Origin of the sequence: Pseudomonas nunensis (assembly GCF_024296925.1) — a bacterium.
Classification (GTDB): Bacteria; Pseudomonadota; Gammaproteobacteria; order Pseudomonadales; family Pseudomonadaceae; genus Aquipseudomonas; species Aquipseudomonas nunensis.
On the sequence record NZ_CP101125.1, the window covers coordinates 3,666,076 to 3,684,040 of the forward strand.

Sequence of the window (17,965 nt, forward strand, 5' to 3'; positions counted from 1 at the left end):
TTTTGGGGGGATGTTTCAAATCGGGGTGTGATGCAGACGTTCGGCCAGACGCGCGACCCGCTCGCCCAGAAGCGCGGCGGTGCAACGGTCCTCGGGCGGCGGCGCATCGTCGGGGGATTGCTCGACATTCGACTGGGCCATGGCCCCGAGGGAGCTGCCGAGGCGATTGAGTTGCCCATCGAACAGGCCGGTGCCGCTGCGTGCCGGTAACACGTCGAGGCCGACCCAGATCATCGAATGCTGGGCCGCGAACACGGCCATTTGCAGCAAGGTGTTGAGTTTGTCGCCGCACAGGCAGCCGGAGTTGGTGAACCCGGCGGCGAGTTTGTCGCGCCACGGTTGGGCGAGGTAGAACGCCGCCGTGGCTTCCATAAATCCTTTGAAGGCTGCCGAGGCGCTGCCCATGTAAGTCGGTGCGCCGAAGATGATCGCGTCGGCCCGGTGCAGGTACTCCCACTGGGTCTCGACGTCTTCCACCGCAATCAGCCGACAGGTGCTGCCCAAGTGTCGTTCCACGCCCAGCGCCACGGCTTCGGCCATGACTCGGGTGTGCCCGTATCCACTGTGATAGACCACCACCACATCGCTCATTCCGGCATCCTCCAGAGGTGTCCATTCCTTTGCAGCGCGAAGACACCGGTCTTCGTTGGACTTGAAGCTCCAGAGTTTTGGGCGTAGACCAGAGTCTCGACGAGTTAAACGTTGTTAATTTTCAAAACCGCGCCCAGCGCCCCGCCGTGCTTTTTGTCACACTCGAGCGCAATAAATACACAGCAGCGACCCCCACTGCGAACGCGACAGTCGCAGTGAACACCTGGCAGTCAGTCGAGCCGTCATTGCGTTGATCGACAATCCTTAGGAATATGCTCGGAAACCGCGATCTAGACGGATGCAAGCAGGAGTGACCCGTTGACCCTTTCCCCCGAACAGGCCGTACTTTTCGGCCCTTACCGGATCTATCCCGGACAACGTCTGATCCTCGAAGGCGACCAGCCTTTGCGCCTGGGCCGGCGCGCCATGGACATTCTGTTGATCCTGCTGGAGCACGCCGGGAATGTGGTCAGCAAGCAGCAATTGATCGCCGGGGTTTGGCCGAAAAGCGTCGTCGAAGACATCAATTTGCGGGTGCACATGGCGGCACTGCGCAAGGCGCTCGGCGACGGTCAGGCCGGCCAGCGTTTCATCGTCACCGTGGCGCAGCGCGGCTACAGTTTTGTCGCGCCGTTTTCCCTGGAGGCCGCCGGGCCACATCCTGACAATGGGGTGCCCGAACCGCGTCGGCATAACTTGCCGGTGCGTCGCACACGCATGATCGGGCGCCAGCATTTGGTCGACAGCGTGGTGACGCAACTCGCCCGCCAACGTTTCATCACCCTGGTCGGGCCCGGCGGCATCGGCAAGACCACCGTGGCCTTGCGGGTGGCCGAGCAGTTGATCGGACACTACCGCGACGGCATTCGCCTGTTGGACCTGGCGCCGATCAACGACCCGGGGATGATTACCGCGCACCTGACGACGCTGCTGGACCTGGCCCTGCACGACGGCGAGCCGACGAGCGGCTTGGCGGCGTTCCTGCGCGAACGGCAAATGCTGCTGGTGATCGACAATTGCGAACACTTGCTCGACGCGATCGCGCTGCTGTGTGAAAGCATCCTGCGCGGTGCGCCACAGGTGCATATCCTGGCCACCAGCCGCGAGAGCCTGCGGGCCGAAGGCGAATACGTGCAACGCCTGGAATCCCTCGACTGCCCTCCGCCCATTGCCGTGCTCGACCGCGCCCAGGCCCTGAGTTTTTCCGCGCTGCAATTGTTCGTCGAGCGCGCGATGGCCAGCCACGACAGTTTCGAACTGAGTGATGCAGAGTTGCCGCTGGCGATTGATATCTGCCAGCGCCTGGACGGTATTCCGCTGGCCATCGAACTGGCGGCGGCGCAAGTCGCCGACCTCGGCATCAGTGGATTACACACGCAACTGCAAGGCAGTTTTCGCCTGCTGACCCAAGGCAGCCAAACCACCTTGGGCCGCCATCAAACCCTGCGCGCGACACTCGACTGGAGCTTTGAGCTGCTCAGTGCCTGCGAGCAAACCTGCCTGCGTCGATTGGGGATATTCCGCGACAGTTTCACCCTGGAATCGGCAGCGGCGGTGATCGTCGGCACATCCATCGAGCCCGGCGAGGTGTTCGCCTCGATCACGCAACTGGTGGCCAAATCTTTACTGAACGTGGAAGTCGGTGACGACGAGGTGTTCTATCGGCTGCTGGACACCACTCGCAGCTATGCCCTGGAAAAACTGCATCTGGCGGGCGAACTGTCGGGCACCCGCCAACGGCATGCCGAGCGCTGCCTGGCCTTGATGCACCAGGCCCAGAACGATTGGGAACAAACCCCCACGCACCTGTGGATCGAGCGATACGCCCGAGGTCTGGAGGACATTCGCGTCGCCCTCGAATGGGGTTTGAACGCCAACGGCCCGCAGGACCTGGCGATTCGCTTGACCGCCAGCTCGACACCGCTGTGGCAGGAGCTGTCACTGCTCAAGGAGCACGGGCTCTATGTACGCCGGGCCCTGGCGTTGCTGGCGGCCAGCCCCGCGCCCTGCCCTCGCCTGACCATGGCCCTCAAGCTGGCCCTCGGCAGTTCCTGCTACCACGCCCAGGGTGGCAGCGCTGAAACCGTCGACGCGTTTGTCAGCGCCCGAACCCTCGCCGAACACTGCGAGGATGTCGCCGGTCAGTTGCGCGCGGTGTCCGGGCACATGGCGGTCAATCTCTGTAGCGGCAACTATCAAATGGCCCTGGAGCAAACCCGGCAATTCGACCGATTGGGCCTGCACGGCGACGCGGTGCTGGCGCTGAGCGCTCATCGCTTGCGCGTCCTGGCCCTGCACTTTTGCGGGAATCAGCACCAGGCGCGGGTGGATGCCGAGCAGGTCATCCAGCGCATGGCCCAGAGTGGGCACCTCAACCGCTTCACCCACGGCTTCGGCGTGCAGTACGACCAGAGCGTCGCGTCATTGACGATTCTGGCGCGGATCCTCTGGCTGCAAGGCCTTCCGGAACAGGCTTGGCGTACTGCGCGCCAGGCGTTGGACATCGCGATCCAGATCAACCACGGCACGTCCATCTGCTACACCCTGGCGCTGTCCGGTTGCCTGATCGCCCAGTACAACGGCGACCTCACCACCGCCCGCGATCTGGTACGACTGTTGTTGGAGCAAGCGCAAAAGCATTCGGTGCTGCTGTTCTACAACTGGGCGCGGCAATACGCGCGGGTGATTGATGGTGTCGAGGGACCTGCGCAGCCGAGTGTCGGGCTGGTGAAAGAGATTATGGTGACGCTGGACGGCAGTTTTGTGGATGAGGGGTTGTTGGAGCGCGCTGAAAGTGGTGCGGCGGGTTGGAGTGCGGCGGAGATTTTTCGGGCTAGGGGGGAGGCTTTGTTGGCTGAGGAGAATTTATCAGGAGTGGGTTGTTTGGAAGGACGCCATCGCGAGCAAGCTCGCTCCCACAGGGGGGAAGCGGTGTTGCTTAAAGCGCTGGGGGTGGCGCGTGAGCAAGGGGCGTTGGCCTGGGAGTTGCGCAGTGCGACTTCACTGGCGCGGCTTTGGCAGGGTCAGGGACATTTTCAGCGAGCTTATGAGTTGCTGGCGCCGATTTACGGGCGATTCACTGAGGGCTTCGCCACGCCGGACCTGACGAAAGTCCGGCGTTTACTCGACGAACTCAGCGGCCAATGGCACGCCTGAGAACCAGCGTGCCCTGCTGGTGTACTGCGCATGACTGCGTTCGAGTGCACGCAGGTGGCCGCTGTTTTCGAGTTTCTCCAAGGCATAGGTGCGCGTGGTGTTGAGGAAGCGATAACGGGGCGTGACGTTGGCCTGTTCGACCGACAGCAGCGATTTGCGCACCAGGCGTTCCACGATGGCCAACAGGTGCATGGGCGGCAGCACGGCGCTACTGATCACGCCAATCGCCGCATCGAGAGTGAAACCCATTTTGAACACCGCCAAATGCTGCAAGACCATTTGCTCCAGCGGGCTCAAGCGTTCGTAGCTCCAATCCAGCGCGGCTTTCAGGGTTTGATGGCGCGGCACGGCGGTGCGACGGCCCTGGGTCAGCAGCTGTAAGCAGTTGTCCAGTTGCGCTTGCAGCCCCACCAGCGCCAATGCATCGATCTGCGCCGCCGCCAATTCGATGGCCAGGGGCAGACCGTCGACCCTGCGGCAGATGTCGCGCACGGCGTTGAGGTCTTGTTCGCGCAGGGTGAAACCTTGCTGGCGTGCGCGGGCGCGGCTGACGAACAGTTGCACCGCCGAGTAGCTCATGGTTTCGGCGACGCTGTACAACGCCGAGGCCGGCGGCACCGCCAGGGGAGGCAACCGCAGAACGCTTTCGTCCCGGGCCAGCAGCGGTTCGCGACTGGTGGCCAGGATCGACAAACGTGGTGCCATGGCCAATAAGTCGTCCACCAGGGTGCGGCAGCGTTTGAGCAGGTGCTCGCAATTGTCGAGCACCAACAAGGCATGCCGAGAGGTCAGACCCGTGTCGAATGGCAGGCTGTTGGTCAGGTAATCGGCCACTTGCGCCGGATCGTCGAGGCTCGCCAGGTCAATCAACCAGACGCCGTCGCGGTAGTGCTGCAGCAGCAATTCGGCCACGCGCAACGCTACGGTGGTCTTGCCGATGCCGGCCGGGCCGGTCAGGGTCATGAATCGCCGAACCGGCAACTGGCGCACGATGCTGCCAACGATTGAGTCGCGACCGATGACCGGCGTGAGTCGCGCAGGCAGGTTGTGCTGGGGCGCGTGCACGCTGTCGATGAACACCGGCGTCGCTTCCAGCGTGCGCTGCACCGGGGCGATAAAGCTGTAGCCGCGCTGTGGGATATTGACGATATAGCGCGCGCCGTTCTGGCCATCGCCGAGTGCCCGACGCAGGGCGGCGATGTGCACGCGCAGGTTGATCTCTTCGACCACCGACGTCGGCCAGACCCGGGCGATCAATTCGTCCTTGCTGACCACATCGCCGGCGCGCTCAAGCAGCACCTGCAAAATATCCAGCGCCCGGCCCCCCATGCGCAGCGGCCGATCACCTTCAAGGATCAGGCGTTGGCTGGGGTGAAACGCGTAGGGGCCGAACCGCAGCACCGCATCGCTGGTTAAATCTCTGAGGCTGTTCATGCACGTTCACGCGCTGAAACCTGGCCGGGCTCAAGGTTTGAAACATCCGTTGCGCCGTCTATCCAGGTCCCCGCACCTCCATTGCAAAACATTCACAGCTATCTTGGCAGGCATCCGTGACCGTACAACGTCCGCGCGGTGAGCAGTACGGACATCACGGTGCGCAATACAGCCACAAGCGCTCTAGCTGAACTGTTCGCGGTACTGCGCGGGGGTCAGGCCGAGTTTTTCACTGAACAGAAAGCGCATGTGCCGCACGCTGCCGAAGCCGCTTTTGTAGGCCACGGTCTTGAGCGGTGCATCGCAGGTTTCCAGCAGATTGCGAGCGTGGTCGATGCGCGCACTTTGCAGGAATTCCATCGGCGTCATGTTCACCTCTCGCGCAAACAGACGCGCGAAGTGCCGCGAGCTCATGTTCGCCAAGCTCGCCATGCGTTCGATGCTGAAGGCTTCATCGAGGTGTTCCAGCACGTAGTTCTGCACACGCGTGATCGGCGTTTCCTGGGGCGCGACCGTCGCCATCAACGGACTGAACTGCGCCTGCCCGCCCTGGCGTTTCATCACCACCAGCAGCACTTTGGCCACGTCCTGCGCGACTTTCTTGCCATGGTCCTGAGCGACAATCGCCAAGGCCAGGTCGATGCCGGCGGTGACCCCGCCGGAGGTGATGAGTTGGCGATCCTCGACGTAGATCTGATCGGTCTCGACCATCGCCTTGGGAAAGCCTTTGATCAGCCGTTCGGTGTAGTGCCAGTGAGTGGTCACGCGATAACCGTCGAGCAACCCGGCATGCCCGAGCACGAACGCGCCGGTGCAGATCGAGCCATAACGTCCGGCACGGGTCACGGCGCCGCGCAGCCAGTCCAGCAAGGGTTGCGGTTTGTCGTTATAGGCGCCGGGACCGCCAGGGATCAGCAACAAGTCGTAGGGCTCGCTGGCCTGATCGATATGCAGGTCGGCCTGAACGCCGACGCCATTGGAGGCGCGAAGAGGACCGTGCTCGGTACCGATCATCGACAACACATAGTGGTCGGCCGGCTTGAGGTAACGGTTGGCGATGGAAAACACCTCCATCGGCCCGGCCATGTCGAGCAGGAGAAAGTTGGGGAACAGCACCATTGCCACGGTTTTCATGGGATCAACATCATTGAAGTCATAAGAAGGTCTGCTTGCTGAACACAAAACCCCTGTGGGAGCGAGCTTGCTCGCGAAAGCGGTGGGTCCGCCAAAGCAGATGTCGACTGACACGACGCCTTCGCGAGCAAGCCCGCTCCCACAGGGTTGTGTGTTGTGCATTATGGCCAAGTACGGCGAAGGTGTCGGATAAGAATGCGTGATCGCCCGCACAAACTGTCAACCTGAAAGGGACAGTATTTCAATTTCCATCTACTTTTTGCATCGATCGGTAAACATTAACCTTCTCCTCACTCGGACGAATTCACGTCCTGACAGGAGATTTCATCATGCTGACCCTTCGCAAAGCCTCGGATCGCGGCGCCGCCAATCACGGTTGGTTGAAGTCGTTCCATACCTTTTCCTTCGCCAACTATCGCAACCCGAAAGAACAGGGTTTTTCCGACTTGTTGGTGATCAACGATGACCGCGTGGCGGCCGGCAAAGGCTTTGGCCAGCACCCGCACCGGGACATGGAGATTTTCTCCTATGTGCTCGAAGGCGCACTGGAACACAAAGACACCCTGGGCACCGGTTCGGTGATCCGTCCCGGCGATGTGCAACTGATGAGCGCCGGTAGTGGCGTGGCGCACAGCGAGTACAACCACTCGGCCACCCGTGGCGTGCACTTCCTGCAAATCTGGATCGTGCCGGAAGTCAGCGGCGCCAAACCGCGTTATCAGCAAGAGCACTTCAGTACCCAGAAAAAACGCGGTCGCCTGCAGTTGATCATCTCCCCGGATGGGGCCAAGGGTTCGCTGTCGGTACGCCAGGATGCGCGGGTGTACGCCGGGCTGTTCGACGGCAAGGAAAGCGCGACCCTGGAACTCGCGGCCAATCGTTACGCCTATGTGCATGTGGCTCGTGGCAGTGTTGAGCTGAACGGCGTGCAGTTGCAGGAAGGCGATGGTGTACGGGTTCGTGAAGAACAGGTGCTCACGCTGAGCAATGGCGTGGATTCGGAGGTGTTGGTGTTTGACTTGCGGCCGCAGGAATTGCCGGAAATGCCATAACAACCACATGCCCCCGTAGCAGCTGTCGAGCCCCGGCGAGGCTGCGTTCGGCGGCGAAGCCGTCGTCAAATCAGCCATCGCGGTGTTTCAGGTACACCGAGGTAGCCGGATTGACGACGGCTTCGCCGCCGAACGCAGCCTCGCCGGGGCTCGACAGCTGCTACAGGGCTACGGGCTACTCGCCTGTACCGGAAAACCCCGCCACAATCTCATCAATCACCGCCCTCACCCGCGCCGTGTGCCGCAAATCGGCGTGGGTCACCAGCCATACGTCATACGGCACCGGTCGCGTGCGTTCCGGCCACAACCGGACCAGCCCGTCCCGCTCACCCATGTACACCGGAATCTCGCCCACCCCGATCCCCGCCGCAATGGATCGACGCACCAGCAGCCCGGACCCCAGGCTCGACACAATCCGTCCACGGGTCAGCGGTTCCGAGACCAGCGTCATCTCCTTGTTGCCCGCCAGATACGGCTGATACACCACCAAATCATGCCCTTCAAACGCCGAGCCCGGCTCGGGCACGCCGTGAGCGTCGACATAACCTCGGGAAGCGAACAATCCCACCGGCCAGCGCGCAATGCGCCGGGCGATCAGGTCCGGGTTGTCCGGCCGCGCATTGCGCACCGCGATGTCGGCTTCGCGCTTGGCCAAGCTGATCATTTGCGTAGAGGCATCGAGTTGCACCTGCACATCCGGGTGTTTGTCGTGCAATCGGGCAATTGCCGGGATCAGAAAATCGATGGCCAGCGAATCCGTGGTGCTGACCCGCACCGTGCCGGTCAGCCGATCATCCAGGCCCTGGATCTGCCGTTGCAGGTCCAGCGCCGACACCTCCATTTTTTCCACAGCTTGCAACGCCGCTTCGCCCACCGCCGTCAGCGCATAGCCTTCGGAAGTACGCAGGAACAGCGTCGCGCTCAAGGATTTTTCCAGCGCCGTGACCCGTCGCCCGACCGTGGCCTGATCGACCCCCAGCACCCGCGCCGCACCGCGCAACGTGGATTCGCGGCACACCGCCAGAAACACCCGTGCGTCATCCCAATTCATACCGTACCCCTGCGATGCATATATGCATCACTGTAGCGCGAAATCGCTGCAATACTGCATCAATCATTCTCGGTAGGCTGGAGGCCAGAGATAACCTCACAGGACTGCTCTCATGCACAGCACATCGACCACCTCACCCAGGGCCATTTGGCTGCCGATCTTTGCCGGCCTCTGCGCCAGTCTGGTCAGCATCGGCCTGGCGCGTTTTGCTTATACGCCGTTGATTCCTTCGTTGATCCAGGCGCAATGGTTTTCCGCCAGTGACGTGGTGTACCTCGGCGCCGCCAATCTGGTGGGTTACCTGATCGGCGCGCTGATCGGTCATCCAATGGCCCGCCGGATAGGCAACAGCAGCGCCCTGCGCCTGATGATGCTGGCGGTGACGCTGTCGTTTTTCGCCTGTGGCTTTCCCTTGTCGGTGAGCTGGTTCTTCGGCTGGCGTTTGCTGTCGGGCGTTGCTGGCGGCGCGATCATGGTGCTGGTGGCGGCGACCGTGTTGCCGCATGTTCCAGTGTCCCGTCGAGGCCTGGCCAGCGGTGCGATTTTTCTTGGCATCGGCTTGGGCATTGCCGGCTCGGGGACGATTGTTCCGCCGCTGCTGAGCCTGGGTTTGCAGAACACCTGGTTCGGGCTCGGTGCGCTGGCGCTGGTGCTGACCGCAGCGAGCTGGTTTGGCTGGCCGACCTCGACCCCGCAGCACGCCGCGCCAGCTCACAATGACAGCGTGAAATCGTCAACCCCGCCCGCTCTTTACCTGCTGTTCGCCCAATACGCTTTCATGGCGGCGGGCCTGGTGCCGGCAATGGTGTTCCTGGTGGATTTCGTCGCTCGCGGCCTCGGTGCCGGGGCGCATGTGGGTGCGCTGATTTGGGTCATGTATGGCCTGGGGGCGATTGTCGGGCCGGTGAGCTACGGTTTTCTGGCGGACAAACTCGGCGCGCGGTTGAGCATTAGGATCGTGCTGGTGGTGCAGGCGATTGCCTTGGGTTTGCTGGCGGTTTCCAATTCGTTCCTGGCCTTGGCGTTGCTCGCCGTGATCCTCGGCTCGTTCCCGCCGGGCATCGTGCCGCTGGCCTTGGCCCGGGTGCATGAACTGGTGCCCAATCACCATCAGCAACAAATCGCCTGGAGCCGCGCCACGGTATCGTTCGCCACATTCCAGGCGCTGACCGGGTTTGCCTACTCGGCGATTTTCAATGCCACTGGCGGGCATCACGCGCTGTTGTTTGTGATCGCGGCTGGGGCCATTGTTGTGGCATTGGTTTTGGAGTTGGCGATGCGTTTATTCAACAACCCCCAATCCCCTGTGGGAGCGGGCTTGCTCGCGAAAGCGGCGGCCCATCCAACATAAAAGGTGGCTGACACACCGCTTTCGCGAGCAGGCTCGCTCCCACACTGAATTATTCGATTGCTCAGGCGATCCCATTTACAAATCCCTTTCACCACAGGAACCCAAAAATGACCCTGCCGCAAACCATGACCCTGATCGAAATCACCGAACCCGGCGGCCCCGAGGTCTTGAAACCTCGCGATGTGCCCATGCCCACCGTGGCCGCCGGTGAAGTGCTGATCCGCGTGCACGCCGCCGGGGTCAATCGCCCGGATGTGCTCCAGCGCGCCGGCAAGTACCCGATGAAACCTGGCATGAGCCTGATCCCCGGCCTGGAAGTGGCCGGCGAAGTCGTGGCCATCGGCAAAGGCGTCAGTGAGTTTGTGCTGGGCGACAAGGTCTGCGCCCTGACCAACGGCGGCGGCTACGCGCAATATTGCGTCGCCCCGGCCAGCCAGACGTTGCCGATCCCCGACGGCATGGACTGGATTCAGGCCGCCGCCATCCCGGAAACCTTCTTCACGGTCTGGGCCAACCTGTTCGAAATGGGCGGCGCGAGCAAAGGCCAGCGTGCCTTGATTCACGGCGGCACCAGCGGCATCGGCACCACCGCGCTGATGCTCTGCCGCGAGTTCGGCGTTGAAGCATTCGCCACCGCTGGCAGCGAAGAAAAGTGCGAGGCGATTCGCAAGCTCGGGGCCAAGGCGATCAACTACCGCGATCAGGATTTCGCCCAGGTCATCGCCGAGAAAACCGGCGGCAAAGGCGTCAACGTGATCCTCGACATCATGGGTGGCTCGTACTTCAACAACAACGTGGCCGCGCTGGCGATGGAAGGCCGACTGGTGATGCTCGGCTTCCTCGGCGGCGCTCACGCCGACGGCGTCGACTTGCTGGCGATCATGGCCAAGCGCGCGATCATCACCGGCTCACTGCTGCGCTCGCGCACCCGGGAAGAGAAAGCCGCCATCGCCCAAGGGTTGTACGAATACGTCTGGCCGGTGCTGTCCGCCGGGCGTTGCCTGCCAATGATCGACAGGGTCTACCCGTTCACCGACGCCGCGCAGGCTCATGCGCGGATGGAAGCAGGCGATCACATCGGCAAGATCGTGTTGCAGATGAACTGACATTCAACGCGTCTCCCCTGCCCGGTTTCTGACCTTCAGAACCCGGGCTTTTTATTGGGAAAAACTTGTACAACCTTTTCACACAAACAACCGCTCATCGCTCTATACCGGCCACTCAACAAATAATTAGTTGTACACAGAACTTTTAATGTACAAGAAAAGTCGTAATACGAGACACTATATTGACATCACCCAGGCGATCGCTCCAGGAGCAACACATGCATGATCATCATTCGGAAAAAATTCGCCTGGAAGCAGTACAAGCCCTGGAATGGCTGAAAACCGCAGAGTCGGAAAACTTCGACCGGATCTGCCGCCTGGCCGCCGCCTATTTCAAAGTCCCTACGGTCCTGATTTCGCTGGTGGAGAAAGATCGCCAGTGGTTCAAGGCGCGAATCGGTTTTGACCGGGACGAAACCCCTATAGACCAGTCGTTCTGCGCTTACGCCATTTGCGAAGCCGAGGTGCTCCACGTTCAGGACGCTTCACGCGATCTGCGTTTTTGCGCCAACCCGCTGGTGACTGCGCCCGACGGTATCCGCTTCTACGCCGGAGCCCCGCTGCGCACCCGGTCGGGACACGCCATCGGCAGCCTGTGCATCATCGACAAAGAACCCAAGCAGCTCAGCGATGACGAGCGCCTGGTGTTGCAGGATCTGGCAGAGATGGTGATGGCGCAGATCGAACAACGGCAGCTCACCGACTGCCATGACCCGGTCAGTGGCCTGCCCAATCAGCGGCGGTTTTTTGCCGACCTCCATGATTTGGGCCTGCAAGCCGGTACGGAACAACGGGTATTGGTGCTGATCGATGCCCTCGATTCGCACCGACGCCATGAAATGGCTTTGGAGCTTGGGGCCGGTGCGCTGCAGTCGATCATGCTCGATATTGCCCTGCACCTGAAAAAAAGCCTGGTGGGTATCAGCTGTGCGTACCACGTCAATGATCGGCAGTTCTGCTTCATGTTGCCGGCCACGATGCCAGACTATGAGTTGTTCGTTCACCGACTGATCGACCGCTTGCGCTGCATGACGCAATCGGACAGCGCCCTGACCAGTCCTTCGCCGCGCGCCGGCATGGTGATCTTCGATCACGATGCGCAGTCCCACGCCGACCTGTTGCGCAAGGCCATGCACGCCGTGGAATCGGCCCGTCAGGCCAACACCTATTGGGGACTCTATGATGTCGCGCGGGACTGCGCGTGGCGTCGCGCGTTTGCGCTGGCCAGGGACGTCGACCGCGCGCTGACCACGGATCAGATGTACCTGATGTTCCAACCGCGTTTCAGCCTGCTGGACGGTCGTCGGATCAGCGCCGAAGCCTTGCTGCGCTGGAACCATCCGCAATTGGGCGCAGTGTCCCCGGCAGAGTTCATTCCGGTGCTCGAACGCAATGGCTTGATTCAGCGGGTTACGCATTGGGTGATTGATCAAACGCTGAGCACGATGGCGCTTTGGGACGATGTCGAATGCCGGGTTTCGATCAACCTCTCACCCAAGGATTTTGATGACCAGGACATCGGGGAAATTCTCAGGCTCGCCTGCAAGCGCTTCAACATCGAGCCGCATCGTCTGGAAATCGAAATCACCGAGGGCGAATGGATCCGGTCCAACCCGCATGTGATCCAGCAACTCAAGGGAATACGCGAGCTGGGCATGGACGTGGCGATCGATGATTTCGGCACCGGCTACAGCAACTTTGCCTACTTGCACGAAATCCCGGCCAACATAATCAAGCTCGACAGGTCGATTGTGACGGACCTGCCTGGCAGCCTGCGCAACCAGATCATCGCCCGCTCCATTCTGCAACTGGCCAGGGACCTGGGTTACCGCACCGTCGCCGAGGGCATCGAGGATTTCCAGTGCCTGGCGCTGATTTCCCACTATGGTTGCCACGAAGCCCAAGGCTATTTTCTGTCCCGGCCCCTTACGCAGATGCAGTTCATGGCACAAGGACAAAAGAGCCGTTGCTTGCTGCCCGTCCAGCTTCTGGAGAATGCGCCGCTGGAGCAGCGGATCCCGGGAGCCCTGTGCCAATCCGTCGAACCCGCGGAGGCGCCGCAGTTGGCGCTGCGCTGACTCAGTAGCCCTCGCCCGCCGCCAGTGCTCCACCGATGATCGCGATGCCGGAGCTGCTGCCCAGACGGGTCGCGCCGGCCTCGATCATCGCCACGGCGGTCGGGTAATCGCGCACGCCGCCCGAGGCTTTCACGCCGATGATCGGGCCCACGGTGCGGCGCATCAGGGCCACGTCTTCGACGGTGGCGCCGCTGCGGCTGAAACCGGTGGAGGTCTTGACGAACGCGACGTTCAGCTCGCGGCAGATCTCGCAGGCCTTCACTTTTTCCGCGTCAGTGAGCAGGCAGGTTTCCAGGATGACTTTCAACGGCACATTGCCGCAGGCCTGTTTGACCTGGGCGATATCGTCCTGAACCTCGGCGAACAAACCGTCCTTCAACCAGCCGATGTTCAACACCATGTCGATCTCGCCCGCGCCGGCGGCAATCGCTCGCTCGGCTTCAAAGGCCTTGGTGTCGCTCAGCCCGGCGCCCAGCGGGAAGCCAACTACCGCGCAAACCTTGACGCTGTGCCCGGTCAGGCACTGCGCGGCGTGGGGCACTTGCCCGGAATTCACGCACACCGAATAGAAGCCATGTTCCGCAGCTTCGCGGCACAGGGTGGCGATTTGTTCGCGGCTGGCGTCCGGCGCCAGCAAGGTGTGATCGATGTACTGCGCCAGTGCCTGGGGTGGGAGATGGGCCATCGCAAAAACTCCTGTTTGTATATTCAAATGCCCCTGCGCCACAATCGAGGATCATTTGCGCAAAAACGTTACAAAACTCACAATTAATGTTACTTAAATAACATCAACAATCAACCCCGGAATGCCTGTGGACAGTAAAAAAGCCGAGCGTCTCAAGCTGATTCAACAAGCCCTGCAAGACCAGAGCGCCATTCACCTGCGCGAAATGGCGGCATTGCTGGATGTATCGGAGATGACCCTGCGCCGCGACCTGAGCAAGTACACCGACCATCTGCGCCTGCTCGGCGGCTATATCACCAAAATCCACGACGGCAACGAACCCGGCGATTACCGCGTGGCCGAACAGGACACCCGGCATGTCGAGGAGAAACGCCGCATCGGCAAACTCGCCGCGCGGTTTATCCAGCCCGGCGACACGGTATTTTTCGACTGCGGCACCACCACGCCATTCGTGGTGGATTTCATCCCCGACGAGCTCGAATTCACCGCCGTGTGCAACTCCCTCAACGTGTTGCTCAAGCTCTCGCAAAAACCCAATTGCCACATCGTGGTTTGCGGCGGCACGTTCCATCGCAAGAACCAGGTGTTCGAGAACACCACTGAAACCGGGATCCTCGATGGCGTGCGCCTGACCTGGGCCTTTGTGTCCGCCGCCGGGGTCAGCCAGGACTTCGGCGTGACCTGCTTCAACTTCAATGAAGTGGAGGTCAAGCAGAAGGTCCTGCGCCAGGCCCAGCAACGGTTACTGCTGGCCGATCACAGCAAGTTCGACACGGTGCGCACTGCGCATTTCGCCGCCCTTGAGGATTTCCAGTACGTGGTCAGCGACAAGAAAATCCCCAAGGCCTATCGCGACGCCATCGCCGCCAGCGGTGCACAGCTGATTATCTGATCAGGGCCTGTTGCTCGGCCTTGTTCAGATAACCGGTGGTGACTTTGAACGACGCCGTCTCCCCCGCCGCCAATGCGCGCACATGCCCCTTGGCGGACTCGGCGCGATAGCCTTCCGGCTCGCAAGTGGCGGGCAAGATAAATGCCGCCACTTGCTGATCGGCGTTGTGCAGGATCCAGCGTGCGGCGTGGTCGAATTGGTCGGGGCGATAGCGCGTGTAGAACGCTGCGCCGTCCGGATGACTCAGCAGGAAATGCGCATCGCCATTGGCATCGGCGTGCACGCCGTCGAAGAAAAACACAATCTCCGGGTCGTACAGCTCCGGACGATCCAGGCAACGGAACTGTTCCGGCTCCAGCGCCAATTGCTCCATGTAGCGGCTCCAGACCGGCGTCGGCTTGACGTGGGCCGGCACGCTGCTGCGCAACCGCACCTGTTCAAAGCCCAATGGTTCGACAAATCGCGCGCCCTCGACGTAGGCGTAATTCATGTGCGCCATGTACATCAGGTCCATGGGTTTGCCGGCCAGGTTGGTCACGTGCATGGCGATATCGAACAGGCCTGAATCGGCACGCAACGTGACGCTCGGGCTGGCCAGATAACGGTCGCCAAAACCCTGGGCGTATTCGTACTCGCCACCCAGGCGCAGGAACGCTCCGGCGCTGTCTTCACCGACTTCCAGCCAGGCACGATCCATCGCCGCGCAGGGCATTTCGCCGTGCAGCGGATGGTCGTCCTCGGGCGTCGGGCACCCGTTGCGCAGCAGGCCGCTGTGGAACATGAAACAGCCGTAGGTGCCGATCACTGTCGGACTCGGTCTGGGTTGGCTAAACAGGTTGCTCATGGTCAGGTCGCAACCGTCGAACACGGCGTCCCAGATCATCTGGCCCTGATACGGCAGCACCACCAGTTTTCCGCGGCTGTTGCTCATTTCCAGTGCCAGTACGCCGCTGGGATAAACGCTGGCGCTGACGCTGAATTGTTCGGACTCCAGCAACGTCTTCGGTGCCTCGCCAAACAGCGCCGGATAAAGATTGATCCGCGTGCTCATGAGGTCACCGCCGCACCAACGGGTGCCGTTTCGCTGGCGGAATGACGCAGGCAACGCACGGCGTAAGCGACGATCACGATGAAGCACAACAACGGCACGCTGTAGGCCAGTTGCATGTTGCCGCCGCTGTAATCGGACAGCAGGCCCTGGAAGATCGGGATCACCCCGCCACCGACGATGCTCATCACCAGCAGCGAACCGCCGACGCCGGTGTCTTCACCGAGGCCGTCGATGGTCAGGCCATAAATGGTCGGCCAGCATGGGCCGAGGAACACGCTCACACCGACCGCTGCATAGACTGCGGTGATGTTCGGCACGAGGATGGTGTAGGCCAGCAACACAATGCACAGCACGCCGTATATCGCCAGAACCTTGGCCGGGTGCATTTTGCGCATCAGCACGTTGGCGATCATTTTGCCGATGAAATACGCGGCGAAGGTCGTCAGCAAAAACCACGACGCGCTGCGCTCGTTCATCCCGCCCAATTGCATGGCCAGGCGAATGGTGAAACTCCACACGCCGACTTGTGCACCGACGTACAGGAACTGCGCCAGCACACCGAAAGTGAACCGCTTGTTACTCCACAACCGCGAAAGGCTCTGGCCAAGGCTGGCGGTTTTCTTGGTGGCGGTTTGCACGCCTTTGCACGCCGGAAAACGGGTGATGGCGATCAGGATGAACATCAACACCAGCACCGCGATCATCCATTTGTACGGCAGCAAGGTGGACTGGATCATTTGCAGTTGCTGGACCGCCGCATCCGAAGCGCTCATTTGCGTGAGCTGCTCGCGGGTGGCGTCGGTGTCCTTGAACATCACGAAACTGCCGACGTACACCCCGGCCATCGCGCCGAACGGGTGGAAGGTCTGGGAAATGTTAAGGCGGCGGGTGCCGGTTTCACGCGGCCCCATCAGCGTCGAGTAGGTGTTGCACGCGGTTTCGAGGAACGACAGACCCGCCGCGATCACGAACAGCGCCAGCAGGAACATGCCGTATTTGGCGGTGGACGCCGCCGGGAAGAACAGCAGGCAGCCGAACATGTAGAGCATCAGGCCGATGAGGATGGTGGTCTTGTAACTGAAACGCCGCACCACCAGCGCCGCCGGAATCGCCACGAAGAAGTAGCCGAGGTAAAACGCCGATTGCACGAACGCGGTCTGGAAATCGCTGAGCAGGAAGGCTTTCTTGAAATGCGCGATGAGCACGTCGTTCATACTCGCGGCCGCCGCCCACAGCGCAAAGATGCTGCACAGCAAGATGAAGGCGAACCAGGGCGTGCGGTTCAGGTAGAAACCATCGGGCGTCTGTTGGAGCGGAGGCTTTGTCATTGTTGTTCTCCGGGTGAGCGTTAGGTGGTGAATCGGGTCGGCGTCAGGCGTCGAACTGGCGCTGGAATTCAGCGAATGCAGTGGCATCCGGGTAGGAGGTCTGGGTGCCGAGGCCGGTGACCGAGCAAGCGGAATAGGCCACTGCTTCGAGCATGGCGGCGCGGATATCGCGATCGCGGCTCCAGCGCTGGATGAAGCAACCGATGAAGGCATCGCCCGCGCCGGTGGTGTCGCGGGCAGCGACTTGCAGGCCGGGAATCTGGAATTCGCCCTCCTCGCCGACGTACAGCGCACCTTTCTCACCGAGGGTCACGATCACGTGGCGAATGCCGCTGGCGACCAGGGTTTTCGCGGCTTTCAGCGCGGACTCGGGCGAATCCACGGTCTGGCCGCTGATCAGCGCCAGTTCGGATTCGTTGGGTACGAGGAAATCCAGTTGCGCCAGGTGCTCGCGGCTCAGGCCGGCCAAGGCTGGCGCCGGGTTGAGCAACACCGGGATGTTGTGTTCGCGACCGAAGGCGATGGCGTGGTAGACGGTTTCGACATTGATTTCGAGTTGCAGCACGATCAGGGAGCATTGACGCAGGGCTGGCGCAGCGGCGTCGATGTCTGCCGGAGCCAGGTGGGCGTTGGCGCCTTTGACGATCAGGATGCTGTTGTGGGAATCGGCCTGGACGAAGATCGGCGCCACCCCGCTGGATACGCCGGGGACGCGCTGCACGTAGCGGGTATCGATGCCGAAGCGCTGGAAATTCGCCAGGGTGTTGTCGGCAAACATGTCATCGCCAACCTTGGTCAGCATCAGCACATCCGCCCCGAGCTTGGCCGCGGCCACCGCCTGATTGGCACCCTTGCCGCCGCAACCGAGGGCAAACCCCGGCGCTTCCAGCGTCTCGCCCTGGGCCGGCATGCGGTCGATGTAGGTGATCAGATCCACCATATTGCTGCCGATGACTGCGATCTTGCTCATTGCTATCCCACCTTGTGACGGCTTGCCGGACTGGAGTCGGCGTTGTTGTTTTGTTATTTAAATAACATTTGATGTGATTATTCAAT

14 protein-coding genes are annotated in these 17,965 nt (G+C 61.4%); 6 read left to right on the forward strand and 8 right to left on the reverse strand.

Annotation, left to right across the window (positions count from 1 at the left end; translation table 11 throughout):
- Window positions 1-15: 15 nt before the first annotated feature.
- Window positions 16-591 (reverse strand): flavodoxin family protein, encoded by a 576-nt coding sequence (locus tag NK667_RS15795; protein WP_054048933.1) that lies wholly within the window; start codon window positions 589-591, stop codon window positions 16-18.
- Window positions 592-909: 318 nt separating this feature from the next.
- Between NK667_RS15795 and NK667_RS15800 the strand changes: the two genes are divergently transcribed.
- Window positions 910-3,747, forward strand: a complete 2,838-nt coding sequence (locus NK667_RS15800) for an ATP-binding protein (RefSeq protein ID WP_054615384.1) — start codon at window positions 910-912, stop codon at window positions 3,745-3,747.
- Here NK667_RS15800 and NK667_RS15805 read toward each other — a convergent pair.
- Complete coding sequence (locus NK667_RS15805) at window positions 3,712-5,181, reverse strand: ATP-binding protein (RefSeq protein WP_054615385.1); 1,470 nt, start codon at window positions 5,179-5,181, stop codon at window positions 3,712-3,714. The two genes, NK667_RS15800 and NK667_RS15805, sit on opposite strands and share 36 nt — an antisense overlap.
- 183 nt (window positions 5,182-5,364) lie before the next feature.
- Window positions 5,365-6,315 (reverse strand): GlxA family transcriptional regulator, encoded by a 951-nt coding sequence (locus NK667_RS15810; protein WP_054048939.1) that lies wholly within the window; start codon window positions 6,313-6,315, stop codon window positions 5,365-5,367.
- Between the two features lie 329 nt (window positions 6,316-6,644).
- Between NK667_RS15810 and NK667_RS15815 the strand changes: the two genes are divergently transcribed.
- Window positions 6,645-7,367: a pirin family protein gene (locus NK667_RS15815; RefSeq protein WP_054615386.1), complete on the forward strand. Its 723-nt coding sequence runs from the start codon at window positions 6,645-6,647 to the stop codon at window positions 7,365-7,367.
- A gap of 175 nt (window positions 7,368-7,542) precedes the next feature.
- Here NK667_RS15815 and NK667_RS15820 read toward each other — a convergent pair whose 3' ends face one another.
- A complete protein-coding gene (locus NK667_RS15820) occupies window positions 7,543-8,418 on the reverse strand; it encodes a LysR family transcriptional regulator (RefSeq protein WP_054615387.1) in 876 nt (291 codons plus the stop codon).
- A 112-nt stretch (window positions 8,419-8,530) separates the two neighbouring features.
- Between NK667_RS15820 and NK667_RS15825 the strand changes: the two genes are divergently transcribed.
- The 3 genes from NK667_RS15825 (at window position 8,531) to NK667_RS15835 (ending at window position 12,953) form a co-directional block, all read left to right on the forward strand.
- The gene (locus NK667_RS15825) at window positions 8,531-9,769 is read left to right on the forward strand and encodes a YbfB/YjiJ family MFS transporter (protein ID WP_054615388.1); all 1,239 of its coding nucleotides are present in this window, start codon (window positions 8,531-8,533) and stop codon (window positions 9,767-9,769) included.
- Window positions 9,770-9,876: 107 nt separating this feature from the next.
- Entirely contained in the window at window positions 9,877-10,875 is a 999-nt protein-coding gene (locus tag NK667_RS15830; RefSeq protein WP_054615389.1) for an NAD(P)H-quinone oxidoreductase, read from the forward strand.
- A 218-nt stretch (window positions 10,876-11,093) separates the two neighbouring features.
- Entirely contained in the window at window positions 11,094-12,953 is a 1,860-nt protein-coding gene (locus tag NK667_RS15835) for a sensor domain-containing diguanylate cyclase (protein WP_063869677.1), read from the forward strand.
- A gap of 1 nt (window position 12,954) precedes the next feature.
- On the opposite strand, the gene deoC is transcribed toward NK667_RS15835, so the two are convergent.
- Window positions 12,955-13,638 (reverse strand): deoxyribose-phosphate aldolase, encoded by a 684-nt coding sequence (gene deoC / locus NK667_RS15840; RefSeq protein WP_054048949.1) that lies wholly within the window; start codon window positions 13,636-13,638, stop codon window positions 12,955-12,957.
- 121 nt (window positions 13,639-13,759) lie between these two features.
- On the opposite strand from deoC, the gene deoR reads away from it, so the two are divergent.
- Window positions 13,760-14,530, forward strand: a complete 771-nt coding sequence (gene deoR, locus NK667_RS15845) for a DNA-binding transcriptional repressor DeoR (RefSeq protein ID WP_177331441.1) — start codon at window positions 13,760-13,762, stop codon at window positions 14,528-14,530.
- Here the strand turns inward: deoR and NK667_RS15850 are convergent.
- Genes NK667_RS15850 through rbsK form a run of 3 tightly spaced genes read right to left on the reverse strand, consistent with a single transcriptional unit; the run spans window position 14,523 to window position 17,879 of the window.
- The gene (locus NK667_RS15850) at window positions 14,523-15,581 is read right to left on the reverse strand and encodes an aldose 1-epimerase family protein (RefSeq protein ID WP_054615391.1); all 1,059 of its coding nucleotides are present in this window, start codon (window positions 15,579-15,581) and stop codon (window positions 14,523-14,525) included. The genes deoR and NK667_RS15850 overlap by 8 nt on opposite strands.
- Window positions 15,578-16,909 carry an L-fucose:H+ symporter permease gene (gene fucP, locus NK667_RS15855; protein ID WP_054615392.1) on the reverse strand — a complete coding sequence of 444 codons (1,332 nt, stop codon included), beginning with the start codon at window positions 16,907-16,909 and terminating at the stop codon, window positions 15,578-15,580. Before fucP ends, NK667_RS15850 begins: the two co-directional genes overlap by 4 nt.
- A 43-nt stretch (window positions 16,910-16,952) precedes the next feature.
- Window positions 16,953-17,879 (reverse strand): ribokinase, encoded by a 927-nt coding sequence (rbsK, locus tag NK667_RS15860; protein ID WP_054615393.1) that lies wholly within the window; start codon window positions 17,877-17,879, stop codon window positions 16,953-16,955.
- Window positions 17,880-17,965 lie beyond the last annotated feature (86 nt).